The 24,401-nt window shown below is 59.2% G+C and carries 14 protein-coding genes, 1 tRNA gene, 1 other RNA gene and 2 pseudogenes; all 18 read left to right on the top strand.

Features of this window, described 5'->3' with window-relative positions:
* The first annotated feature begins 88 nt into the window (after window positions 1-88).
* The 18 genes and pseudogenes from DR88_RS03410 to DR88_RS03490 all read left to right on the top strand — a co-directional run bounded on the left by DR88_RS03410 (window position 89) and on the right by DR88_RS03490 (window position 24,315).
* Window positions 89-670, top strand: a complete 582-nt coding sequence (locus DR88_RS03410) for a hypothetical protein (protein WP_020803959.1) — start codon at window positions 89-91, stop codon at window positions 668-670.
* A 241-nt stretch (window positions 671-911) separates the two neighbouring features.
* On the top strand, window positions 912-2,117 hold the full coding sequence (locus DR88_RS03415) for an L-lactate MFS transporter (RefSeq protein ID WP_002921907.1): 1,206 nt from the start codon (window positions 912-914) through the stop codon (window positions 2,115-2,117).
* Window positions 2,118-2,359: 242 nt separating this feature from the next.
* Window positions 2,360-4,033: a kdo(2)-lipid A phosphoethanolamine 7''-transferase gene (gene eptB / locus DR88_RS03420; RefSeq protein ID WP_004152427.1), complete on the top strand. Its 1,674-nt coding sequence runs from the start codon at window positions 2,360-2,362 to the stop codon at window positions 4,031-4,033.
* A gap of 191 nt (window positions 4,034-4,224) precedes the next feature.
* Complete coding sequence (locus DR88_RS03425) at window positions 4,225-5,619, top strand: ankyrin repeat domain-containing protein (RefSeq protein ID WP_004214574.1); 1,395 nt, start codon at window positions 4,225-4,227, stop codon at window positions 5,617-5,619.
* A 119-nt stretch (window positions 5,620-5,738) separates the two neighbouring features.
* A tRNA-Pro gene (locus DR88_RS03430) sits at window positions 5,739-5,815 on the top strand.
* A 33-nt stretch (window positions 5,816-5,848) separates the two neighbouring features.
* Window positions 5,849-5,982, top strand: a non-coding RNA gene (locus tag DR88_RS27435) — RtT sRNA.
* Window positions 5,983-6,698: 716 nt separating this feature from the next.
* Window positions 6,699-8,306: a dipeptide ABC transporter periplasmic-binding protein DppA gene (gene dppA / locus DR88_RS03435; protein ID WP_002921789.1), complete on the top strand. Its 1,608-nt coding sequence runs from the start codon at window positions 6,699-6,701 to the stop codon at window positions 8,304-8,306.
* 134 nt (window positions 8,307-8,440) lie between these two features.
* Entirely contained in the window at window positions 8,441-9,460 is a 1,020-nt protein-coding gene (gene dppB / locus DR88_RS03440) for a dipeptide ABC transporter permease DppB (protein WP_002921786.1), read from the top strand.
* A 9-nt stretch (window positions 9,461-9,469) separates the two neighbouring features.
* A complete protein-coding gene (dppC, locus tag DR88_RS03445; RefSeq protein WP_004145207.1) occupies window positions 9,470-10,372 on the top strand; it encodes a dipeptide ABC transporter permease DppC in 903 nt (300 codons plus the stop codon).
* Between the two features lie 10 nt (window positions 10,373-10,382).
* A complete protein-coding gene (gene dppD, locus DR88_RS03450; protein ID WP_002921785.1) occupies window positions 10,383-11,366 on the top strand; it encodes a dipeptide ABC transporter ATP-binding protein in 984 nt (327 codons plus the stop codon).
* Complete coding sequence (gene dppF, locus DR88_RS03455) at window positions 11,363-12,376, top strand: dipeptide ABC transporter ATP-binding subunit DppF (protein ID WP_002921784.1); 1,014 nt, start codon at window positions 11,363-11,365, stop codon at window positions 12,374-12,376. The genes dppD and dppF overlap by 4 nt, the downstream gene beginning before the upstream one ends.
* A 514-nt stretch (window positions 12,377-12,890) precedes the next feature.
* Window positions 12,891-13,430 carry a cellulose biosynthesis protein BcsO gene (gene bcsO, locus DR88_RS03460; RefSeq protein WP_004186070.1) on the top strand — a complete coding sequence of 180 codons (540 nt, stop codon included), beginning with the start codon at window positions 12,891-12,893 and terminating at the stop codon, window positions 13,428-13,430.
* Window position 13,431: 1 nt separating this feature from the next.
* Window positions 13,432-14,224: pseudogene (locus DR88_RS03465) on the top strand (cellulose synthase operon protein YhjQ/BcsQ).
* Between the two features lie 19 nt (window positions 14,225-14,243).
* Window positions 14,244-16,354, top strand: a pseudogene (bcsA, locus tag DR88_RS03470) (UDP-forming cellulose synthase catalytic subunit).
* A complete protein-coding gene (gene bcsB, locus DR88_RS03475; RefSeq protein ID WP_032443994.1) occupies window positions 16,351-18,777 on the top strand; it encodes a cellulose biosynthesis cyclic di-GMP-binding regulatory protein BcsB in 2,427 nt (808 codons plus the stop codon). The pseudogene bcsA and the gene bcsB overlap by 4 nt, the downstream one beginning before the upstream one ends.
* Window positions 18,774-22,826, top strand: a complete 4,053-nt coding sequence (locus DR88_RS03480) for a cellulose biosynthesis protein BcsC (protein WP_004150132.1) — start codon at window positions 18,774-18,776, stop codon at window positions 22,824-22,826. Before bcsB ends, DR88_RS03480 begins: the two co-directional genes overlap by 4 nt.
* Window positions 22,826-23,302, top strand: a complete 477-nt coding sequence (bcsD, locus tag DR88_RS03485) for a cellulose biosynthesis protein BcsD (protein ID WP_020324200.1) — start codon at window positions 22,826-22,828, stop codon at window positions 23,300-23,302. Before DR88_RS03480 ends, bcsD begins: the two co-directional genes overlap by 1 nt.
* Before the next feature lie 11 nt (window positions 23,303-23,313).
* Window positions 23,314-24,315 carry a family 8 glycosyl hydrolase gene (locus DR88_RS03490; RefSeq protein ID WP_002921526.1) on the top strand — a complete coding sequence of 334 codons (1,002 nt, stop codon included), beginning with the start codon at window positions 23,314-23,316 and terminating at the stop codon, window positions 24,313-24,315.
* Window positions 24,316-24,401: the final 86 nt, after the last annotated feature.

The following is a 24,401-nucleotide window of genomic DNA, read 5'->3' as shown; positions in this document are numbered from 1 at the left end:
TCGGCTCTTTTCTGGAGTCGCATTAATGATAATAAAGAAATGCAATGGCCTCCGGGGGTTCTTGATCCCGGCGAGCGTATCCGTCTGGGTGTCATGTGTCTCTGGAGCGAATGCCTGGCAACAGGAATATATCGCTATCGATACAAAAAGTAATACGTCGGAACGCTATACATGGGATAGCGATCACCAACCACGTTATGAAGATATTCTCGCCGAGCGGATGAAGTCCTCTGAGACGCCCGGCGGGCTGGCGTTAAACCAGGGGCTGGCGCCGCCGGACAGCGGCCGCGGCCTGAGCGTTGGCTGGAATTATCCGCTGGCAAACGGCGTAACCTCCGGGCCGGTGGCCAGCCTGCGCAGCGACGTCACCGCGCCGACGGTGAGAAGCGCAGGCGAGGCGGGCTACGTTAACACGCTCGGCTGGCGTATGGATTATCAGGCGCTGTGGGGCGTGCATCCCTGGGCGCAGGTGAGCTATAACCAGTCGCTCGCCAGCGATGTCTGGGCGCCGATGACCCGTGCCAGGGAGGGAGGCTGGAGCGATGTCACCCTGGGCGCTGATATGCGGTTGGGATCCCACGTGGCGGCATGGGCAACGCTGTCGCAGGCGGATAACCTGCCGTCAGGGGAAAATACGCTCTATTTGATGGGGGTCAGCGCCAATTTTTAATCGGGAATTGTTACGCATTTGAAACGATGTGGTTATTGTTAAATCTCAGCAATGGCGCATTTCTGTGAGATAGCGCACACTAACTTTTTGCCTGTAATTTACGGAATGAATGTTATGCTATGCCATTCATTCCAACATTAATGCATTTCATTCCCCGCTGATGGCAGTTCATGCCTTTTTCCCCCACTGGATGAGGGGCCTTCGCTATTGTGGCGGCAGTTAATTTATCAGGACAACTGCTATGAACGCTGCAAACCGTCAATCGACCCGCTGGCTGACACTGATCGGCACCATCATCACCCAATTCGCTCTCGGTTCGGTTTATACCTGGAGCCTGTTTAACAGTTCGCTGTCTGACAAACTGGGCGAGCCGGTCAGTCAGGTGGCTTTTTCCTTTGGTCTGCTGAGCCTCGGGCTGGCGCTCTCTTCGTCGGTCGCCGGCAAGCTGCAGGAGCGCTTTGGCGTGAAGCGCGTCACCATGGCCTCCGGGATCCTGCTCGGCCTGGGCTTCTTCCTGACCGCGCACTCCAGCAGCCTGATGATGCTGTGGCTGAGCGCGGGCGTGCTGGTGGGGCTGGCGGACGGCGCCGGTTACCTGCTGACCCTGTCGAACTGCGTGAAATGGTTCCCGGAGCGTAAAGGGTTGATCTCCGCCTTCTCCATTGGCTCCTATGGTCTCGGCAGCCTGGGGTTCAAATTCATTGATTCCCACCTGCTGGCCACCGTTGGCCTGGAAAAAACCTTCGTTATCTGGGGCGCTATCGTGCTGGTGATGATCGTCTTTGGCGCGACCCTGATGAAAGATGCGCCAAATCACCCGGCAGCCACCGCGGCCAACGGCGTCGTGGAAAACGACTTCACCCTCGCCGAATCGATGCGTAAACCGCAGTACTGGATGCTGGCGGTGATGTTCCTGACGGCCTGCATGAGCGGTCTGTACGTAATTGGCGTAGCGAAAGATATTGCCCAGGGAATGGTCCACCTGGATGTCGCCACGGCGGCAAACGCGGTAACGGTTATCTCGATTGCGAACCTCAGCGGTCGCCTGGTGTTAGGTATCCTGTCTGATAAAATCTCCCGCATTCGCGTGATTACCATCGGTCAGGTCGTGTCGCTGGTGGGGATGGCCGCGCTGCTGTTCGCCCCGCTGAATGCCTTGACCTTCTTCGCCGCCATCGCCTGCGTCGCCTTTAACTTCGGCGGCACCATTACCGTCTTCCCGTCGCTGGTGAGTGAGTTCTTTGGTCTGAACAATCTGGCGAAAAACTATGGCGTGATTTATCTGGGCTTCGGTATCGGCAGCATCTGCGGCTCTCTCATCGCTTCGCTGTTCGGCGGTTTCTACGTGACCTTCTGCGTGATCTTCGCCCTGCTGATCCTCTCGCTGGCGCTATCCACCACCATCCGTCAGCCGAAAAGCACGGTATATAACGAGGCGCACGCCTGAAACCTGCAGCGTGAAACGTGCCCCTGGTTATTTCCCTAAGCAAATAGTGCCAATCCAGCCAAATGTTTTGTAAATGTTTGGCTGGATCACATTCCCTCCTGATACTTTTCTCGTTCCCTGTGGTCTACTTATCGCGGTTTGTAGAGGTTTCTGATAACCAACCCTAACGCACCCTATTAGCCTACTGACTCGTGCCACAGCGTCAGGCGGTGTTTTATTCTTCTTTTTCCAGGTTTGCTTGCATGAAATATATTAGAACGATGACGCAGCAGAAGCTTAGTTTTTGGCTGGCGCTGTACATCGGCTGGTTTATGAACGTCGCCGTTTTTTTCCGGCGTTTCGATGGTTATGCTCAAGAGTTCACTTTCTGGAAAGGGCTTTCCGGTGTTGTTGAACTGGTTGCCACGGTATTTGTCACCTTCTTCCTGTTACGTCTTCTGTCGCTGTTCGGCCGCCGTATCTGGCGCATTCTGGCGACGCTGATTGTCCTGTTTTCCGCCGCGGCGAGTTACTACATGACGTTCCTCAATGTGGTGATTGGCTACGGGATTATCGCTTCGGTGATGACCACCGATATCGACCTGTCGAAAGAGGTCATCGGCTGGCACCTGATCCTCTGGCTGGTGGCGGTGAGCGCGCCGCCGTTGCTGTTCATCTGGAGCAACCGCTGCCGCCATACGCTGCTGCGCCAGCTGCGCACCCCGGGCCAGCGGGTTAAAAACGTGCTGATCGTGGTGCTGGCCGGACTGATTGTCTGGGGACCCATCCGCCTGCTAGAGCTGCGCCAGCATGATGTGGAGCGCCATTCGGAAGTGGATATGCCGAGCTATGGCGGGGTGATCGCCAACTCTTACCTGCCGTCGAACTGGTTGTCGGCGCTGGGTCTGTACGCCTGGGCGCAGGTGGATGAATCCTCAGACAACAAATCGCTGATTAACCCGGCGAAGAAGTTCACCTACGTCGCGCCGGAAGGTCTGGATGATACCTACGTGGTGTTTATCATTGGCGAAACGACCCGCTGGGACCATATGGGCATCCTCGGCTATAGCCGCAATACCACGCCAGAGCTGGAGAAAGAGAAGAATCTCGTCGCCTTCCGCGGTTACTCGTGCGATACCGCTACCAAACTGTCGTTACGCTGCATGTTTGTGCGCGAGGGCGGGGCGGAAGATAACCCCCAGCGGACGCTCAAAGAGCAGAATGTCTTTGCCGTGCTGCATCAGCTGGGCTTCAGCGGCAATCTGTACGCCATGCAGAGCGAGATGTGGTTCTACAGCAACACGATGGCCAACAATATCGCCTACCGCGAGCAGATTGGCGCCGAGCCGCGCAACCGCGGTAAGAGCGTTGACGATATGCTGCTGGTGGATGAGATGAAGCGCGGTATGGCGCAGGGCAACGCCTCCGGTAAGCATCTGATCATTCTCCACACCAAAGGCTCCCACTTTAACTACACCCAACGCTACCCGCGCAGCTTCGCCCAGTGGAAACCGGAGTGCGTCGGCGTCGACAACAAGTGCTCGAAAGCGGAACTGATCAATTCCTACGACAATAGCGTGACCTATGTCGATCACTTTATCGTCAGCGTCCTCGACCAGCTGCGGGATAAGAAAGCGATTGTGTTCTATGCCGCCGACCACGGGGAGTCGATTAACGAGCGTGAACACCTGCACGGTACGCCGCGCAAGATGGCGCCGCCGGAGCAGTTCCGCGTGCCGATGATGGTGTGGATGTCGGATAAGTACCTGGAAAATCCCGATCACGCCGCCGCGTTTGCCCATCTGCAGCAGCAGGCTGCGATGAAGGTGCCGCGCCGTCACGTCGAGCTGTACGACACCATTATGGGCTGCCTCGGCTATACCTCGCCGGATGGCGGGATCAATGAGAACAACAACTGGTGCCGGTGGAAAAAGTAAGGCCCGATAGTTTTCAGATTCTCGGGTCTGTTTTCCTTTCCTGAGCCCAGGATAAGCTAATCCCTCGCCGGCCGACGCCGCGCGAGGGATTTTTTTCGCACAGTGGACGTGTCTGGCAGGTGACCTCTTCTTCTTTGATTACCCCTGTTTCCTCGCTTCCCCTGTGCATGAACTTTTCATGGAGAGAAAGGATGAAGGTGATAAAGGGGTTGGTCCTACTGTGCCTGATGATGCTCGCGGGCTGCCAGTCTGAGGAAGAGACCAGCCAGTTCCTGCTGGCCTGTAAATACGATGCGCCAGCGACGATCGCAGCCATGCTGGATAACGGCATTGATGTGGATGGTCAGGATAAAACCGGCTTAAGCGGCCTGATGGTCGCTGCTGCGGAAAATCGTCGCGATGTGGTGGAATTGCTGCTTAAGCGTCGGGCGAAGCCGAACCTCCAGACGCGCCAGGGCGTCACGGCGCTGATGCTGGCGGCGGCGCGTGGCAGCGATACCGCGATTATCGGCGATCTTCTCCAGGCGGGAGCGTCGGTGAATCAGACCTCCATCGACAAGAGTACGGCATTGATGTCCGCCATCTCCGACGGCGGGGACGTCAGAAACGACTATCAGCATATTCTGGCGATGAAAAAGCCCGATGCGCCTGTCGAAGAGGAGAGTACGCTGGACAAGATAGTTGGCGCAACGGCGGCGAAATCGCTGGCGACGGGCAATCGCGCGCTGATGACCGAAGACATGGCGTTACAACTGGCGCCCGGCGCGTTTAAGAAGAACGTCGACGAGATAGTGGCGCTGCTCCTCAAGCACGGCGCGGACGTGAAGGCCGTCAACGCGTCCGGGGAATCGGCCTTTTTCCTCGCTGTCGATCACGCGCGATCGGCGGAAACCATCACGACGTTGGCCAACGCCGGGGCGGACACCAGCCTGGCGGATAAATCCGGCACCACACCGCTGATGCTGGCGGCGGCGGGGGATGATCCCGATCTGGTGCTGGCGCTGTCGGCCTCCGGGGTGGAAGTGGATAAGCCGAACCGTGAAGGACTCACGGCGCTGCAGGTGGCGGCGGGTCAGGGGGCGCCCGCGGTGATCGCGGCGCTGGCGCAGCGCGGCGCAAAGGTGGACCAGCTTTCCGCCAACGATCTCAGCCCGCTGATGCTGGCGGTCAAAATGAATAATAAAGCCAATGTCGAGGCGCTGCTTGCGGCTGGCGCCAGCGTCAACCTCAGCAATAAGGCCGGCTATACGGCGATTGGCTACAGCCGGGCCGGCGAGGTTCGCCAGCTGCTGCTGGCACAGCATGCCGAGCTGAAGGGGCAGGCCGCGCATATGGCGCAAAGCGAACTGCAGTTTTGTGCTAATGCCTTTGCTGACAAGCTGGCATACAGCGACATCGCCCGGGCGGTGAATAACGATACCCGCCCGGATATTATGCGTCATCAGCAATCCTGCCCGGAGCTGGGGGAGCTGACGATGCTACTGGGAGAGTTTACATTCACCCCGGCGGGCGCGACCTATCTCGGCGAGCCGGTGACATGTAAGGTATCCGAGTATCGCAAAACGTTTGAGGTCAACTGCCGCTAAAAACGTTGAGCAACCGGCGATTCGCTGCTCAGGCTGCTGAGTTTCTCGCCGGTTGAGCGATTTTTTGAAAATAAGGCATTGACGGGTAGGCATCCCAGCAGTAAGATGCGCCCCGCATTCGGTGATTGGCGCAGCCTGGTAGCGCACTTCGTTCGGGACGAAGGGGTCGGAGGTTCGAATCCTCTATCACCGACCAAATTCGAAAAGCCTGCTCAATGAGCAGGCTTTTTTGCATCTGAGGCCAGTGAGGATGAGAACCTCCGGGGGCAGGAGGTTCGACTCGAGCGAAGCGAGAGAACGTTGCGTCAGCAACGGCCCGCAGGGCGAGCCACGAAGTGGTGAGTCATCCTCTATCACCGACCAAATTCGAAAAGCCTGCTCAATGAGCAGGCTTTTTTGCATCTGGGGCCTGTGAGGATGAGAACCTCCGGGGGCAGGAGGTTCGACTCGCGTTTCGTAGGCCCGCGCAAGCGCAGCGCCGCCGGGCATCATTAGTGCACAACTGGCCAAAAATACCACCAAAATCACAATAAACGTCTTTACTCACGTTTTCAGCCGGCTATTCGCTATTTTGTGACATCTTCCATTGCATTTTTTTATCGATGAACAGATCTTTTTTCGCGAAGCTTATGGCTGAATGCAGCATTTTCCGCTGTGCGTTTTAACGTTCACGCTATTAATCGCTCACATATTGGTCACACAGCAAGAAATTTTTCTCATTTGCTGGCATTGTTTCCCACTGGGTGTTGCAAATTAATAAGGTCTTTATTCTGCTGAATTGCCAGTAGCATAAATTTCTCTGCTGAAAATAGCGTCCTGAAGTTTTTTTAATCTTTGCCTGCCGTTTCTCACGCTGGATGTAAAACCCGGCTGGCTGTATTGACGTTTCCCCATTCTGTTGACAGATTGTAGGGCATGAGGGGCATTTCATGGAGAATCCGTACTGCAACTCAGTCGTTTTTGCGAAAGGAATCCCCATCTCTCTCTACGCCTTCGGGCACCACCGACCGGACCGGGTAAAAAATAAATAAAGGTCCGGCGGATATATGCAAACAACATCACAATTTTGGAGCAGAATAATGAGTATTTCCTTGAAGAAATCAGGGATGCTGAAGCTTGGTCTGAGCCTGGTCGCCATGACCGTCGCCGCCAGCGTGCAAGCGAAAACCCTGGTTTATTGTTCTGAAGGCTCGCCGGAAGGATTTAACCCACAGCTCTTCACCTCTGGCACCACCTATGATGCCAGCTCCGTACCGATCTATAACCGCCTGGTCGAATTTAAAACCGGTACGACGGAAGTTATTCCAGGACTTGCTGAGAAATGGGAAGTCAGTGCGGATGGCAAAACCTATACTTTCCACCTCCGTCAGGGTGTGAAGTGGCAGGATAATAAAGACTTTAAACCAACCCGTGACCTGAACGCCGATGACGTGGTGTTCTCCTTCGATCGCCAGAAGAATACTAATAACCCGTACCATAAAGTTTCTGGCGGCAGCTATGAATACTTTGAAGGGATGGGCTTACCGGACCTGATTAGCGAAGTGAAGAAAGTGGACGATAATACCGTCCAGTTCGTCCTGACCCGTCCGGAAGCGCCGTTCCTCGCTGATCTGGCCATGGACTTCGCCTCCATTCTTTCGAAAGAGTATGCTGACAACATGCTGAAAGCCGGCACGCCGGAAAAAGTGGATCTCAATCCTATCGGTACCGGCCCATTCCAGCTGCTGCAATACCAGAAAGATTCCCGCATTCTGTATAAAGCCTTCCCAGGCTACTGGGGTACCAAGCCGAAGATCGATCGTCTGGTCTTCTCCATCACCCCGGACGCTTCCGTGCGCTATGCCAAGCTGCAGAAAAATGAGTGCCAGGTGATGCCGTACCCGAACCCGGCGGACATCGCGCGCATGAAGGAAGATAAGAACATTACCCTGCTGGAACAGCCGGGTCTGAACGTTGGTTATCTCTCCTTTAACACCGAGAAGAAACCGCTGGACGACGTCAAAGTACGTCAGGCGCTGACCTACGCGGTCAACAAAGAAGCGATCATCAAAGCGGTTTACCAGGGCGCAGGCCAGGCGGCGAAGAACCTGATCCCGCCGACCATGTGGGGCTATAACGACGACGTTAAGGACTACACCTACGATCCGGAGAAGGCGAAGCAGCTGCTGAAAGAAGCGGGCCTGGAAAAAGGCTTCACCATCGATCTGTGGGCGATGCCGGTACAGCGTCCGTACAACCCGAACGCCCGCCGCATGGCGGAGATGATTCAGGCTGACTGGGCCAAGATTGGCGTCCAGGCCAAGATCGTCACCTACGAGTGGGGCGAGTATCTGAAGCGGGCGAAAGCGGGCGAGCACCAGAGCGTGATGATGGGCTGGACCGGCGACAACGGGGATCCGGATAACTTCTTCGCGACCCTGTTCAGCTGCGCCGCGGCGAAAGACGGCTCCAACTACTCGCGCTGGTGCTATAAGCCGTTTGAAGATCTTATTCAGCCGGCCCGCGCTACCGACGACCACAACAAGCGTATTGAACTGTACAAACAGGCTCAGGTAGTGATGCATGACCAGGCTCCGGCGCTGATCATTGCTCACTCCACCGTCTATGAGCCGGTGCGTAAAGAAGTCAAAGGCTATGTGGTGGACCCGCTGGGCAAACACCACTTCGATAACGTCTCTGTCGAATAATAAGCACGATGCCTGACCCCCTCTCCCCGCGTGGGAGAGGCGGGGGGCGTATTCCCGCTATTCCGGGGAATGCTTTTGTGAGCAATACAGACGCCCTGTCGCCAGGCGGGGCGTCACTAGAGAGAATCCGGGTTATGTTGCAGTTTATTCTCCGACGTCTGGGATTAGTCATCCCGACATTTATCGGTATCACCCTTCTCACCTTTGCTTTCGTCCATATGATCCCCGGCGATCCGGTGATGATTATGGCGGGCGAACGTGGTATTTCCCCCGAACGTCACGCGCAGCTGCTGGCCGAAATGGGCCTTGATAAGCCGCTGTGGCAGCAATATGCCCACTATATCTGGGGCGTGCTGCACGGCGATTTAGGCATCTCGCTGAAAAGCCGCATTCCCGTGTGGCAGGAGTTTGTCCCACGCTTTAAAGCCACCCTTGAGCTGGGCGTCTGCGCGATGATCTTCGCCGTCGCCGTCGGCATTCCGGTGGGCGTGCTGGCTGCGGTAAAACGCGGCTCCATCTTTGACCACACCGCGGTGGGCCTGGCGCTGACCGGCTACTCAATGCCTATCTTCTGGTGGGGCATGATGCTGATTATGCTGGTTTCGGTGCAGCTAAACCTGACGCCGGTCTCCGGGCGCATCAGCGATACGGTGTTCCTTGACGATACCCTGCCGCTGACCGGCTTTATGCTGATCGACACCGCCATCTGGGGCGAGCAGGGCGACTTTATTGACGCCTTAATGCATATGATCCTGCCCGCTATCGTGCTGGGCACCATCCCGCTGGCGGTGATCGTGCGTATGACCCGTTCGTCGATGCTGGAAGTGCTTGGCGAAGACTATATCCGTACCGCGCGCGCCAAAGGCCTGACCCGGATGCGGGTGATCGTGATCCACGCGCTGCGTAACGCGATGCTGCCGGTGGTCACGGTGATTGGTCTGCAGGTGGGCACCCTGCTGGCGGGCGCCATCCTGACGGAAACCATTTTCTCATGGCCTGGTTTAGGTCGCTGGCTGATCGACGCGCTGCAGCGTCGCGATTATCCGGTGGTGCAGGGCGGGGTGCTGCTGGTGGCGACGATGATTATCCTCGTCAACCTGCTGGTCGACCTGCTGTACGGCGTGGTGAACCCGCGTATCCGGCATAAGAAGTAAGGGGCCATCATGTCACAAGTTACTGAAAATAAAGTTATCGCTGCGCCGGTACCCATGACTCCGCTGCAGGAGTTCTGGCACTATTTCAAACGCAACAAAGGGGCGGTCGTCGGGCTGGTATACGTGGTGGTGATGATCGTCATCGCGGTATTCGCCAACTTCCTCGCCCCCTATAACCCGGCGGATCAGTTCCGTGATTCGCTGCTGGCGCCGCCGTTCTGGCAGGACGGCGGCAGCATGGCGCATCTGCTCGGCACCGACGACGTGGGCCGCGATATTCTGTCGCGCCTGATGTACGGCGCCCGCCTGTCGCTGCTGGTGGGCTGCCTGGTGGTGGTTCTGTCGCTGATCCTCGGCGTGGTGCTCGGCCTGGTGGCGGGCTATTTCGGCGGAGTGGTGGACTCAATCATCATGCGCGTCGTCGATATTATGCTGGCGCTGCCGAGTCTGCTGCTGGCGCTGGTGCTGGTGGCTATCTTCGGGCCCTCCATCGTCAACGCCTCGCTGGCGCTAACCTTCGTGGCGCTCCCGCACTATGTGCGTCTGACGCGCGCCGCGGTGCTGGTGGAGGTCAACCGTGACTACGTGACCGCCTCCCGCGTAGCGGGCGCCGGCGCGATGCGCCAGATGTTCGTTAATATTCTCCCTAACTGTCTCGCGCCGCTGATCGTTCAGGCGTCGCTGGGCTTTTCCAACGCCATTCTCGACATGGCAGCGCTGGGGTTCCTCGGCATGGGCGCGCAGCCGCCGACGCCTGAGTGGGGCACCATGCTTTCCGACGTGTTGCAGTTCGCGCAAAGCGCCTGGTGGGTAGTCACCTTCCCGGGCGTGGCGATCCTGCTGACGGTGCTGGCATTTAACCTGATGGGTGACGGTCTGCGTGACGCGCTCGATCCCAAACTGAAGCAGTAAGAGGTTCGAGATGGCGTTATTGAATGTAGATAAATTATCGGTGCATTTCGGCGATGAAAACGCGCCGTTCCGCGCCGTAGACCGCATCAGCTATAGCGTGAAGCAGGGTGAAGTGGTCGGTATCGTCGGGGAGTCCGGCTCCGGTAAATCCGTCAGCTCGCTGGCGATTATGGGGCTGATTGACTATCCCGGCCGGGTGATGGCGGACAAACTGGAATTTAACGGCCGCGATCTGCAGCGCATCTCTGAAAAAGAGCGGCGCCAGCTGGTGGGGGCGGAAGTGGCGATGATCTTCCAGGATCCAATGACCAGCCTCAACCCGTGCTTCACCGTCGGCTACCAGATTATGGAAGCGATTAAGGTCCATCAGGGCGGTAATAAGCAAACCCGCCGCCAGCGGGCCATCGACCTGCTGAACCTGGTGGGCATTCCCGATCCGGCCTCGCGGCTGGACGTCTATCCGCATCAGCTTTCCGGCGGCATGAGCCAGCGCGTGATGATCGCGATGGCGATTGCCTGTCGGCCAAAACTACTAATTGCCGATGAACCGACCACCGCGCTGGACGTGACCATTCAGGCGCAAATCATTGAGCTACTGCTGGATCTGCAGCAGCAGGAGAATATGGCGCTGGTGCTGATCACCCACGACCTGGCGCTGGTGGCGGAAGCCGCGCATAAAATTATCGTTATGTACGCGGGTCAGGTGGTGGAGACCGGTGACGCGAAAGATATCTTCCGCGCGCCGCGCCATCCTTATACCCAGGCGCTGCTGCGCGCGCTGCCGGAATTCGCCCAGGATAAAGCGCGTCTGGCCTCGCTGCCGGGCGTGGTGCCGGGGAAATATGACCGTCCCAACGGCTGCCTGCTTAATCCGCGCTGCCCCTATGCCACGGATAAATGCCGTAGCGAAGAGCCGGCGCTCGCGGATCTGACCGGCGGCCGCCAGTCTAAATGTCACTACCCACTCGATGATGCCGGGAGGCCTGGATTATGAGTACGCAAAAGGCCGCCACGCCACAACCACTGTTGCAGGCCATTGATCTGAAAAAACACTATCCGGTGAAGAAGGGGTTATTCGCCCCGGAACGGCTGGTGAAGGCGCTGGACGGCGTCTCCTTTACCCTTGAGCGCGGTAAAACGCTGGCGGTAGTGGGGGAGTCGGGCTGCGGCAAATCGACCCTCGGTCGTCTGCTGACGATGATTGAGATCCCCACCGGCGGCGAGCTCTATTATCAGGGGCAGGATCTGCTTAAGCACGACCCGCAGGCGCAGAAGCTGCGGCGGCAAAAAATCCAGATTGTGTTCCAGAACCCGTATGGTTCGCTGAACCCGCGTAAAAAAGTGGGGCAGATTCTGGAGGAGCCGCTGCTGATTAACAGCAGCCTGAGCAAAGAGCAGCGGCGTGAAAAAGCGCTGGCGATGATGGCGAAAGTGGGCCTGAAAACCGAGCATTACGATCGCTACCCGCATATGTTCTCCGGCGGTCAGCGTCAGCGTATCGCTATTGCTCGCGGGCTGATGCTGGATCCAGATGTGGTGATTGCCGATGAGCCGGTCTCCGCGCTGGACGTTTCGGTACGCGCCCAGGTGCTGAACCTGATGATGGATTTGCAGCAGGATTTAGGGCTGTCCTACGTGTTTATCTCCCACGACCTGTCGGTCGTCGAGCACATCGCCGATGAAGTGATGGTGATGTATCTCGGCCGCTGCGTGGAGAAGGGCACCAAAGACCAGATCTTCAACAATCCGCGTCATCCGTACACCCAGGCGCTGCTGTCGGCGACGCCGCGTCTGAACCCAGACGACCGGCGCGAGCGGATCAAGCTGACCGGCGAACTGCCGAGCCCGCTAAATCCGCCACCGGGCTGCGCCTTTAACGCGCGCTGTCGCCGTCGCTTTGGCCCCTGCACTCAGCTCCAGCCGCAGCTGAAGGATTACGGCGGCCAGCTGGTGGCCTGCTTTGCCGTCGACCAGGATGAGAATCCGCAAAAGTCCCACGCCTGATGGCGCGCTCCCGGTCCCATGGCCGGGAGCTTCTCTCCCGCCGTGGATAAAACCTGGCGCTTACGCATATTGCCGCAGTTTATGTCACGCTCTCAGAGCATTCTTCGTAGATTATCCGAAAAAATAAGCCTTTCAGTCCATTTTTATAGAATTAAAGAGAAATTAAAATGGTTCAGGTTTATTCTTTCGCTGATCTGACGCTATGATTTCATCATGACCTAATACTTTTATATAAAAACGACTGGGAAGCGTGGTGATTGCGGGAAGTAAGGATGTACGCATACCTAAAAAATGGGGCTACCCTTCTGCAAGGGAAATGTTAGTGTAGCGATACTTCTGCCGTGGAATCATCCCGAAAATCAAATTCTAAACTATTATAACCCTGTCAATCGTGTGTATTGGTACGTCACCATCGGCGCGTTATCTGCCATCCCAGAAGCGTCACGATATTTTTAATATACCCAGAAAATAACAACAAACTTAATATGAAATTTTTAAAATCATGAGGTTATCAATGAACCATTATGATGATCTGCAGCGCTTTCAAGAAAAAACGCGGACGCAAAACCTCAACTTTCAGGATCTTTCTTCGCAAGCCGCCACGCGGGAACACGGCGACTGGGCGATCCTCAATCAGCTAAATCCCGGCGCCGAGAAACCCTCTTCTCTGGCGCTGGGAGGCTCGGTCTCCGCGCCGTTGCCGCAGTCGGTGCCCGCGGATCTGTTCCGCCAGGTAGAGGCGGCCGTAGCAGCGGCGCCAACCTCTGATCCTGTTGTGTCTGCCGCTTCGGCCGCGCCTGCTACTTCCCAGCCGGTCGTGGAGACCGCCGCAGCCGCACCGGAGCCGGTCAGGCAGGAGCCTGCGCCGACCCCTGCGCCTTCAATTCCGGCGTCGGAACCGGCCATGGCGCCGCCGCCGAGAATGGCCCCCCGACCCGCGCCCGCCGCCGAGAACTATGCCCACCTGTTCGCCGCGAAAAGCGCGGAGCCGGTGGCGAAAAATAAAGACCAGCCTTTGAAATCACTTCTGGAAAGGATCGCGACATGCCGTTGATTTGCGTCTGTTCACCGAAAGGCGGCGTAGGGAAAACGACCCTGGCGGCCAATTTAGCCTATTCGCTGGCGCGGACGGGCAGCAAAGTTCTGGCGCTGGATTTTGATGTCCAGAACGCGCTGCGTTTGCATTTTGGCGTACCGCTGAACGATGAGCGGGGCTATGTGGCGAAGGCGCTGGAGCTGCACGACTGGAGCCAGTGCGTGTTGAGCGCCGGCAGTAATATTTTCGTCCTGCCATATGGCGAAGTGAGCGAGGCGCAGCGTCAGGCGTTTGATGAGCAACTGACCCATAATGACCATTTCCTCCAGCGCGGTCTGTCCGCGCTGCTTAATTATCCCGGGCTTATCACCATCGCCGATATGCCCCCTGGACCTTCGCCCGCGCTAAAGGCGCTGACGGGGCTGGCGGACCTGCATCTTATCCCGCTGCTGGCGGATACCGCCTCGATGTCGACCCTGGCGCACGTAGAAAAGCAGCGCCTGACCGGCGCGGCGCTGAATCATAAGCACGGGCACTATTTCGTCATTAACCAAAGCGATAGCCGTCGCCAGGTCAGCCGGGACGTCACCAGCCTGATGGAAGAGAAACTGGGCGAGCGACTGCTTGGAGTGATCCATCGTGATGAAAGCGTGGTGGAGGCCAATGCCTCGCAGAAGTCGATCCTGGACTTTAACGCTTCCTCGGCAGCGGCCTTCGATATTGAAATCATGGCTAAAAAAATATCTTCGCTGTTGGGTATTCATATTGGCGATGGCACGGTGCACAGCCAGCCACGCATGTCAGGGCGTTAACTTTTTGCAGGGCTGCTGAATGAAAAAATCTCTTTTTTGGTTGCTGGCGCTGGTGCTGTCACCGGTCGCCGTGCTGGTGGTGATCACGCCGATGGACAGCCAAAAGCAGTATATTTTTGGTCTGTTAAGTATCGGTATTCTCTTTCTGATGGGCTTCAGCAAGCGCCGCAGCGTATCGGTCATTATGGTCGTCACGTCGCTGCTGATGTCCACCCGTTACATGTATTTTCGCCTCACGCAGACCCTGCACTTCAACTCGTCCATTGAAGCTATTCTCGGCATGGGACTCTTTCTGGCGGAAGTCTATATCTGGGTGATGCTACTGCTTAACTATCTGCAGACGGTCTGGCCGCTGAAGCGCGGCATTGTTCCGCTGCCGGATGATATGAGTAAGTGGCCGACGGTCGATATCTATATTCCGAGCTATAACGAACCGCTGGAGGTGGTGCGCGATACCGTCCTGGCGGCACAATGCATTGATTATCCAAAAGATAAAATGAAAATCTATCTTCTGGATGACGGTAAGCGCAGCGAGTTTGCCGTCTTCGCCGCCGACGTTGGGGTGGGCTATATCACCCGCAATGACAACAAGCACGCCAAAGCGGGGAACCTTAACCATGCGCTGACCCTGACTCAGGGGGAGCTTATCTGCGTTTTCGACTGCGACCACGTCGCCACGCGCGTCTTCCTGCAGGCCACCGTCGGCGGTTTCCTGAAAGACCCGATGCTGGCTCTGGTGCAGACGCCGCACTACTTCTATTCCCCGGACCCGTTTGAACGTAACCTCTCCGTCGGACGCAACATTCCCAACGAAGGGATGTTGTTCTATGGCCCGATTCAGCAGGGGAACGACAACTGGAACGCCACCTTTTTCTGCGGCTCCTGCGCGGTGATCCGTCGCGAGGCGCTGGCGCAGATCGGCGGTTTCGCCGTCGAAACGGTGACCGAAGATGCTCATACGGCGCTGAAGTTTCAGCGTCTGGGGTGGAAGTCGGCCTTTCTCGATATCCCGCTGGCCGCAGGCCTCGCTACTGAACGCCTGGTGGTGCACGTCATCCAGCGTACCCGCTGGGCGCGCGGGATGACGCAGATTTTCCGCGTCGATAATCCGCTGTTTGGCCGCGGGCTGACTTTTCAGCAGCGCTTGTGCTATCTCAGCGCCATGCTCTACTACCAGTTCGCGCTGCCCAGGGTGGTGTTTGTCACCGCCCCGCTGGCTTACCTGCTGTTTAACCTCAATATTATTTACTCGTCGGCGAGCCTGATCGTCTCCTATGCCCTGCCGCACCTGTTCCTCGCTATTTACGTTGGTTCGCGAATGAACGGCCGCTATCGCTACAGCTTCTGGGGGGAGATCTACGATATTGTGCTGGCCTTCCACCTGGTGCTGCCGACTCTGGTGACGATGATTTTCCCCAAACGCGGCAAGTTTAACGTTACCGATAAGGGGGGCTGCTTGACGTCGGCTACTTCGATTTCACCGTGGTGCGCCCGCACCTGGTGGTGGCCTGCCTGCTGGCCCTGGGGGTGGTGGTCGGCATCGTCCGGGCGATTGGCCATGACTATTTTGGCTCGGATCCCAACGTTATCGCCCTCAACGTCGGGTGGGGGATCTACAGTCTGATCTTCCTGCTGGCGGCGATTGCCGTGGCGCGCGAAACGCGGCAGGTGCGAAAAACCATTCGTATCGATGTCGATATTCCGGTGGTGATCCATTACGCCAGCGGCATCGTCTCGCGCAGCCATACCGCGGACCTGTCGATGGGCGGCTGCCGCGTGGTCGCGCCTGATAATCGCCATCTGGAGGATGACATCGAAGAGATTGAGCTGATCCTGCAGTCCGGGGCTATCTCGATCCCGGCCCAGCTGGTCACCTCTGACGAGCGCTTCCTGCGCCTCAAGTTTGATGAAGATATTCCGCTTTCGCGCCGCCGTGAACTGGTGCGCGTGGTGCTGGCCCGCGCGGATGCGTGGATTAATCCGCCGCGCCCGCAGGATAACCCGTTCCGCTCCTTCTTCACCATTTTACGCTGCGTGTTCGAACTGTTCTGGCTGACGTGGAAAACCCGTCGCAGCCAGCGCAATCGGGCAACAGTGGCGAAAACGGCGCAGGAGGATGGGACGTTATGAAGCGATTAACCACGCTGGCGCTGCTGGCAGGGATGCTCTCTGCGCCTGCGCTACACAGTGAAGAACCGGGCTCCGGCTCCGCTGCCCCGCTGAGCTTCCCGCAGCTCAACGACGCGGCGGACAGCGAGCCAGGCGACGAACCTCCGGCTGCCTCGCCGGAGGAGGGCGCCTCTCCGGCAGCCGCCGGCGATGCGGCGGCGACGGCCCCTGCGCCGGTTATGCCGGACTTACCCCCGCCGGTGAGCGGCACGGCCGCGACGGAGGTCATTCCTGTCGCTCCGGTCTGGGGAGGCGATCTGAATCTGGCGCAGATGGGGATGCCGGACGGGATTATCCTCAGCGGCGGCCAGCGACAGGGTGGGGTCAGCTTTACCCTGCCTGCCGATCAGGTGGTGATCCATTCGCAGCTCAGCCTTGCCGTTCGCGTATCGCCGGAGATGGCGAGCCGCAACGCCACCCTGCAGCTGATGCTCAACGGTCAACCGCTCGGCACGCTGCCGCTGGGCGCCGATGGCGAGGATGTCTCCCATTATCAGCTGGATATTCCGCCCGCGCTGATGGTCTCCAGCAATAACCTGAGCGTGAAGATCAACGATGGCGATACCCTGCAGTGCCAGCGTGACATTCATGATACGTCGCGGGTGACGGTGCTGCCCACGTCGCATTTCAGCTGGGAAAGCCAGCAGCTGAACATCAGCGACGACCTGAGCCACTTCCCGCGGCCCTTCTTTGACAGCATGCAGATGACCCCGGCGGACATTGCGGTCGCCTATGGGGCCAAGCCGTCGGCGGACGTCTTCAGCGCCGCGGCGCTGATCTCCTCCTGGCTGGGTATCCAGGCGGACTATCGCGGCATCGCCTTCAGCGCTCTGCGCGACCGTCTGCCGGAACGCCACGGCATCGTGATTGGCCATCCGGGGGAGCAGGTGGGCGGCATGATGCTGCCGGAAACCGATAAGCCGCTGCTGCGCATCATCGCCAACCCCGCCAATCCGGCCTATAAACTGCTGCTGATTGTCGGCAAAAACGATACGGCGCTGCGCATGGCCGCCTGGCGGTTAACCCGCGGCAACTTTGCGCCGCAAACCGCGACGCTGGATGTCGAACCGCAGACCATCCCGGTTGGCAAAGCATATGATGCCCCGCGCTGGATCACCACCGATCGTCCGGTCAAGCTCAGCGAGCTGCTGCGTAAGGACCAAAGCCCGACCGTCAGCGGCGTCTGGCACGAACCTTTACGTATCGCCTTCCGCGCCGCGCCCGATCTCTATCTGTGGGATGGGGAGACCATTCCGCTACAGGTTGGCTACCGCTTCCCGTCGGAAAGCTGGATTAATGAGGACAAGTCCTTGCTGAGCGTCACGCTCAACGGCACCTTCCTCAACAACCTGCCGATGAACAAGCAGGGGCCGCTGGAGAAAGTCTGGCGCTACCTCGGGGGCGATGCGCGCCAGGAGCGCTTTACAATCCCGCTGGCGCCCTACCTGATTTACGGCGATAACCAGCTGTCGATGTACTTCAATGTGGTGCCAAAGGACGATGTTCCGTGTTCGGTGCTGCTGAATAACAATATCAAGAGCCGGATCACTGACGACTCCTGGATCGATTTGAGCAAGACGCGTCACTTCTCGCTGTTGCCCAATCTCTCCTACTTTGTCGGCGCCTCGTTCCCCTTCTCGCGGCTGGCGGACTATTCGCAGACGACTCTTCTGCTGCCGGCGGACCCGTCTGAAACCCAGGTGGCGACCCTGCTGAATCTGGCGGCACGCTCCGGGAACGCGACCGGCACCGCGCTGGCGAATAACCGCGTCGTGCTCGGGATGCCCACCGGCGGGGGGGATTTGCAGTCACTGCGTGAACGTGACGTGCTGGCGGTCACCGCTCTCGATCAGCAGGCCTTTAACCAGAGCCTGCTGGCCGACTCACCCTATCGCCCGGTAGATAATGTGCTGAGCGTCCGCGAGCCAGACCTGTGGCAAAAAGTCCAGCGCCGGCTCACCGGCGACTGGACTTCCGCCAGCCTCGACGCCGATCGCTACTTTTCGTCGAGCAGCGCCTGGCGCGGGTTCATCAGCTATCGCTCGCCGTGGAATTCCACCCGCCTGGTGGTGGTGGCGCTGGCCAGCAATGATGACCAGCTGGCGCGACTGAAGACCGATCTGGAATCGCCGCGCATTAACGCCGGGATCCGCGGCGATACCGCGGTGATCACCAGCGATAACGGGGTGCGCAGCTTCCAGGTGAGTACGCCGTTCCCCAGCGGTCAGATGCCGTGGTACATGATGGCGGTCTGGTATGCCAGCCAGCACTCAGGTTTCCTGGCGGTGCTGGGGCTGATTGCCACCTCGATAATGGGACTGGCGCTGACCGCGATGTTTAAACGTCACGCCCGTAAGCGTCTGGGTTCGGGGGATAACCAATGAAAAGAAAAATAATAATAACGATGAAGACCTCCCGTCGGCTTACCACGTTCTGCCTCACCGGCGCGTTGACTCTCGCTGCCTCGGGCGGCGCGCTGGCGGCGGGGAACGACGCGGCGCTACAGGCGCTGTTCGCTCAGGCCAACTACTGGCATGAGAAATCTCATGACGAGCTGGCGATGGAGTCCCTGCAGAAGGTGCTCTCGGTGGATGCCAACAACACCCAGGCGCTGTATCTGATGGCGCTCTGGTCGCAGCAGGGCGGCGATATGCAGGCGGCGGCGCAGTGGCGCGCGCGGCTGGCGAAAGCGGCCCCTGACAGCCCGGGATTACAGGATCTGGACAACGCCAAAAAGATGTCGCAGGTGCCGCAGGGCCAGCTCAGCCTGGCCCGCCAGCAGGCGCGCGGAGGCAATATCCCCGGGGCGCTGGCGACCTGGCGCAGCATGTTCAATGGCAATACGCCGCCTGCCGGGCTGGCGGCGGAATATTACCTGACCATGGCCAGCGACAAATCGCTCTATCCGCAGGCTATCAGCGAGCTGCGCCAGTACGTGGCGCAGCATCCGCAGGAGAACGCCCCGCGGGTGGCGTTGGGCAAAGCGTTAACCTGGCGGGAAGAGACTCGCCGGGAAGGGATCGCCCTGCTCGAGCCGATGGCCAGCGGCAATAAAGAGGCGGACAGCGGCTTGCGCCAGGCGCTGCTCTGGCTGGGCCCGCAGGCCGGGGATGAGCAGTATTACGACACCTGGATGCAGCGGCATCCCCAGGACAGCGAAGTTCAGAATTACTTTCGCGAACGGCGCAGCGGTCAGGCGCGCGGCCAGGGCTACGCCAATCTCAACAGCGGCAATACCGCCGCCGCGAAGCAGCAGTTTGAAGAGGTATTGCAGACCAACCCCCAGGATGCCGATGCGCTGGCGGGCATGGGCTATATCGCCCAGCGCAGCGGCGACTACCAGGCCGCGTCGCAGTATTTGAGCCGGGCCGCGGACCTCGGCGGCGACGCCTCGGCGACCCGTCGTCAGCAGGCGGCCGATGCACTGTTCTACGGCCAGCTGGCGCAGGCCCAGCAGGCCTATAAGCAGGGCAATATCAGCCAGGCGCTGGCGCTCTCCGCGCCGTTGGCGCAGCAGAGCGGGGCGCAGGGCGCCTCGGCGAAGCTGTTCCGCGCCGATGTGCTGCGGCACAACAAAGATTTGCCCCAGGCGGAGCAAACGCTGCGCTCACTGTTAAATGACGATCCGCAGAACGCGGCGGCGCGGGAAAACCTCTATTACGTGCTGCGCGAGCAGAATAAATCCGCCGAGGCGCAGGCGATGCTGCAGACGCTCCCGCAGAGCCTGCGGCAAAAACTGCAGCCGCGGGTGGTGGCCGGTATGCCGGGCGATGCCCTGCGCCGTCAGGCCCAGGCGCAGGTCAGCGGCGGTAACCCAGCCGGCGCCATTGCCACCCTGCGCGAAGGCGTCGCCCGCTATCCGGACGATCCCTGGCTGCGCCTCGACCTGGCCCGGCTGCTGCAAAAATCGGGTAACGGCAGCGAGGCCTCTTCGCTGATGTCGGCGGCCTATCGCCCCGGCGCCAGCAACAGTGCGCTGTATGCCGCCGCCCTGTTTGCCAGCGAAAACGGCGCCTGGCAGCAGGCGCAGACGCTGCTGGCGCGCATTCCCGGCGGCAGCCAGACCAGCGACATGCGCGATTTGCGCCAGCGGGTGAACTACAACCTGCAGTTGGTGACGGCCGAAAACTACCTGGCGCAGGGCAATACCATCGCCGCCAGCAATACCCTGCGGGCGATGGCCTCCACGCCGCCAAAAGCCCCGGCGGACGCCGGCAAGCTGGCGCGTCTGCTGGCCGAGAGCGGCGACCTGACCACCGCGGTCTCGCTGGTGCGCAACAATATCAGCAGCGGCGTATCCGGCAATGCTGGTGATTACGCCGATCAGATCGCCGTCCTGAATCAGGCCGGGCTGACCGGCGAGGCGCAGAACCTGATCAGCAATCCGCAGCTGCAGGCCAGCAGTACGCCGACGCAGCTGGCGAGCATTCGCAATGGCTATGTGATCAACGAAGCCGACCGCCTGCGCGAGCAGGGCAATTACGCTGCGGCGTATGACAAGCTGATCCGCGCTATGCAAAGCGATCCGCAAAATACCGATCTGATGTTCGCCATGGCGCGGCTGTACCAGAGCGGCAAAATGAACAAAGAGGCCGGGGTGGTCTATGACTACCTGATGACGCGCGATACGCCGAACCAGGATGCGCGCGCCGGGGCCATCGACGTGGCGCTGTCGGCGGGGAACAACGATCGCGCTGAACAGCTGGCCGGCGGTTTGCGCCAGGATAACACCCCGGATCGCCTGCTGCTGCTGGCGAGAGTGGCGGAGGCCCAGGGACATCATCAGCAGGCGATGACCTATCTGCGCAGCGCCCGCGGCAAACTGCTGGGCATGCAAAGCACCAACAGTAGCGAAACGCCGACCGTCGGCGGGGTGCTGGCGGCGGATAACCCCTTTATCGGCGTGTCGCAAACGTCGGCGCCGACGCGGACGGCCTCCGCCTACGGGCAGTACATGCCGTGGCAGGTTGCCCAGTCGGCCGCCGCGCCCGGTTCCACGCTGCCGGGGATCCAGCGCACCGATCTGCCGGTGGACACCGCCCAGACGCGGATGCTGCGTCAGGTGGACACCATGATGGAGTCGCTGCAGGAGAAAACCGGCAGCTGGCTGCAGGGGGGAATGGACGTACGTGGACGCGACGGCGAATCGGGCACCAGCAAGCTGACGGAGCTCCGGACGCCGCTGACCTGGTCATCCTCGCCGTTTGGCGACTCGCGCTTTGACTTTACCGTCACCCCGGTGTCGTTGAACGCCGGGACCGCCAGCGGCGACGCCTGGCGTCGCTACGGCGCCAACCCGCTGGCTAACGCGGTCTCCAACATGGTGAGTACCGCCACCAGCGAGCAGGCGGCGATCGCCTCGATGACCGAGGCGGAGCGGACGGCCTATTTCGCCAGCAATCCAGGGGCCGAGGCGTTAAGCGGCCTCGGCACCCTGAACGCGGCAGATTTCAATCCGACCACCAGCAGCGGGATGGAAAACCTGGCGAAGCTCGGGAGCTATGATGCGGGGCAGGTGGCCAGCTATCTCTCTTCGTCCAGCCGCAAGCCGAACGTTGACCAGACCAGCGGCTCGACCGATTCGCAGAAGGCCAATGGCGTCGAACTGGCGCTGGCGTTAAGCGGTGACGATTACCGGGTCGATATCGGCAGCACGCCGTTGGGCCAGGATCTTAATACCGTAGTCGGCGGGGTGAAATGGTCGCCCAAGCTGACCAACTATCTGTCGCTGATCCTCACCGGCGAACGCCGCTCGCTAACCGACAGCCTGCTTTCCTACGTGGGTCTGAAAGACGCCTATTCCGGGAAAACCTGGGGGCAGGTGACGAAAAACGGCGGCACCCTGCAGCTGAGCTATGACGACGGCGACGCGGGCTTCTATGTCGGCGGCGGTGGATACAGCTATCTGGGGCAGAACGTCGCCAGCAACACCAGTATCAACGCCAATGCCGGGGTCTATCTTCGTCCCTACCATGACGAATACCGCCAGCTGCAGGCCGGGTTGAGCATGAGCTATATGGATTACTCCAAAAACCTCAGCTACTTCACCTATGGTCAGGGGGGCTACTTTAGTCCGCAAAACTACGTCAGCGTATCGCTGCCGGTCAGTCTGACGGAGAAATATGATAACTGGACCATGAAGCTCGGCGGCTCGGTGGGCTATCAGTCTTACAGTCAGGATAAGAGCGCCTATTTCCCGACCAATTCGGAGTGGCAGCAGACCCTGGAGACGGCGGTGAGCAACGGGTTTGCCAAGGAAGCCTACTACTCCGCGACCTCGAAGAGCGGCATAGGGTATACCCTGCGCGCCGGGGCGGATTACAAGGTCAACAAACAAATGACCCTGGGGGGCCAGATTGGCTATGACACCTTCGGGGATTATAACGAAAGCACCGCCGGGCTCTATATTCGCTATATGTTAGGAGATCATTGATGATGACGGAGAACAATAACCCGGTGGTGATGACCTGGTTTCAGCAGCAGCAGACGCCTGCCGGATGGTTCGATCTGTTGATTATTATGGTCGAAGGTATGCTAAATAATGCCGGCGAGCTGGAAAGCCAGCCCTTCCTGCGTCAGATGGGCGCCTCGCTGGCGGAGACCCATCCGCTGCCGGCGTCGGAGACGGTGGGGGATCTGGAGGCCAACATTAACCGGCTGCTGACTCATTTTCACTGGGGCGTGGTGACCATCGATGTCGGTGAGGACGGCCTGCGCCTGCGCCATCAGGCGTTGCCGGTCAGCCGCGACGAAGCGGGGCGCGTGCGCTGGTGTAACGCGTTCTGTGCCATACTCGAGGGGTTATATTCTCGCTGGCTGCAGAGTCAGGGAGGCAGTGCCCACGTGATACTGCAGCGTGAGCGGGTGTTCTCCGTCTCTGACGTTCAGTTTCTCTACTACCATCCATAAAGAGTGAATTTATGCCCCTGCGTGCTTTAGTGGCGGTGATAGTGACAACGGTAGTGATGCTGGTGCCCAGGGCGTGGGCGGATACGGCCTGGGAGCGCTATAAGGCCCGTTTTATGATGCCGGATGGTCGTATCATTGATACCGCCAATGGCAATGTGTCGCATACGGAAGGTCAGGGCTTCGCCATGCTTCTGGCGGTGGCGAATAACGATCGTCCGGCGTTCGACAAGCTGTGGCAGTGGACGGACAACACCCTGCGCAACAAGTCTAACGGGCTGTTTTACTGGCGCTATAACCCGGTGGCGCCGGACCCTATCGCTGATAAAAACAACGCCTCCGATGGCGATACCCTGATCGCCTGGGCGCTGCTGCGCGCGCAAAAGCAGTGGCAGGATAAGCGCTATGCGATTGCCTCTGACGCCATCACCGCCGCCCTGCTGAAGTCTACGGTGGTGACTTTCGCCGGTCGCCAGGTGATGCTCCCGGGTGTGAAAGGGTTCAACCTCAATGATCACCTGAACCTTAACCCTTCCTATTTCATCTTCCCGGCCTGGCGCGCCTTCGCGGAGCGGACGCATCTCACCGCCTGGCGGACATTGCAGAGCGACGGACAGGCGCTGCTGGGGCAGATGGGCTGGGGGAAATCTCATCTACCCAGCGACTGGGTGGCGCTGCGGGCGGATGGCAAGATGCTGCCAGCCAAAGAGTGGCCGCCGCGGATGAGTTTCGATGCGATCCGTATCCCGCTGTATCTCTCGTGGGCCGATCCGCACAGCGCCTTGCTCGCGCCCTGGAAGGCCTGGATGCAGAGTTACCCGCGCCTGCAAACCCCGGCGTGGATCAACGTCAGCACCAACGAGGTGGCCCCCTGGTATATGGCCGGCGGCCTGCTGGCGGTGCGCGATCTGACGCTGGGTGAACCGCAGGAGGCGCCGCAGATTGACGACAAGGATGATTATTACTCTGCCAGTCTCAAGCTGTTGGTCTGGCTGGCGAAACAGGATCAGCGCTAAATACGGTGATTGATTTGCCGCCTTCCCCCGCCCGTATGCCTGCGGGCTGAGAAGGTGGAATGGGAACGTCTCACGATGTAAGGCCG

The organism is Klebsiella pneumoniae, from assembly GCF_000742135.1.
In the GTDB taxonomy this organism is placed as follows: domain Bacteria; phylum Pseudomonadota; class Gammaproteobacteria; order Enterobacterales; family Enterobacteriaceae; genus Klebsiella; species Klebsiella pneumoniae.
This window is presented reverse-complemented; position numbering and strand designations above follow the sequence as displayed.

Coding starts and splice junctions, on each gene's coding strand:
- DR88_RS03415 (WP_002921907.1), top strand. CDS start 912: ATGAACGCTGCAAACCGTCAATCGACCCGCTGGCTGACACTGATCGGC.
- eptB (WP_004152427.1), top strand. CDS start 2,360: ATGAAATATATTAGAACGATGACGCAGCAGAAGCTTAGTTTTTGGCTG.
- DR88_RS03425 (WP_004214574.1), top strand. CDS start 4,225: ATGAAGGTGATAAAGGGGTTGGTCCTACTGTGCCTGATGATGCTCGCG.
- dppA (WP_002921789.1), top strand. CDS start 6,699: ATGAGTATTTCCTTGAAGAAATCAGGGATGCTGAAGCTTGGTCTGAGC.
- dppB (WP_002921786.1), top strand. CDS start 8,441: ATGTTGCAGTTTATTCTCCGACGTCTGGGATTAGTCATCCCGACATTT.
- dppC (WP_004145207.1), top strand. CDS start 9,470: ATGTCACAAGTTACTGAAAATAAAGTTATCGCTGCGCCGGTACCCATG.
- dppD (WP_002921785.1), top strand. CDS start 10,383: ATGGCGTTATTGAATGTAGATAAATTATCGGTGCATTTCGGCGATGAA.
- dppF (WP_002921784.1), top strand. CDS start 11,363: ATGAGTACGCAAAAGGCCGCCACGCCACAACCACTGTTGCAGGCCATT.
- bcsO (WP_004186070.1), top strand. CDS start 12,891: ATGAACCATTATGATGATCTGCAGCGCTTTCAAGAAAAAACGCGGACG.
- bcsB (WP_032443994.1), top strand. CDS start 16,351: ATGAAGCGATTAACCACGCTGGCGCTGCTGGCAGGGATGCTCTCTGCG.
- DR88_RS03480 (WP_004150132.1), top strand. CDS start 18,774: ATGAAAAGAAAAATAATAATAACGATGAAGACCTCCCGTCGGCTTACC.
- bcsD (WP_020324200.1), top strand. CDS start 22,826: ATGATGACGGAGAACAATAACCCGGTGGTGATGACCTGGTTTCAGCAG.
- DR88_RS03490 (WP_002921526.1), top strand. CDS start 23,314: ATGCCCCTGCGTGCTTTAGTGGCGGTGATAGTGACAACGGTAGTGATG.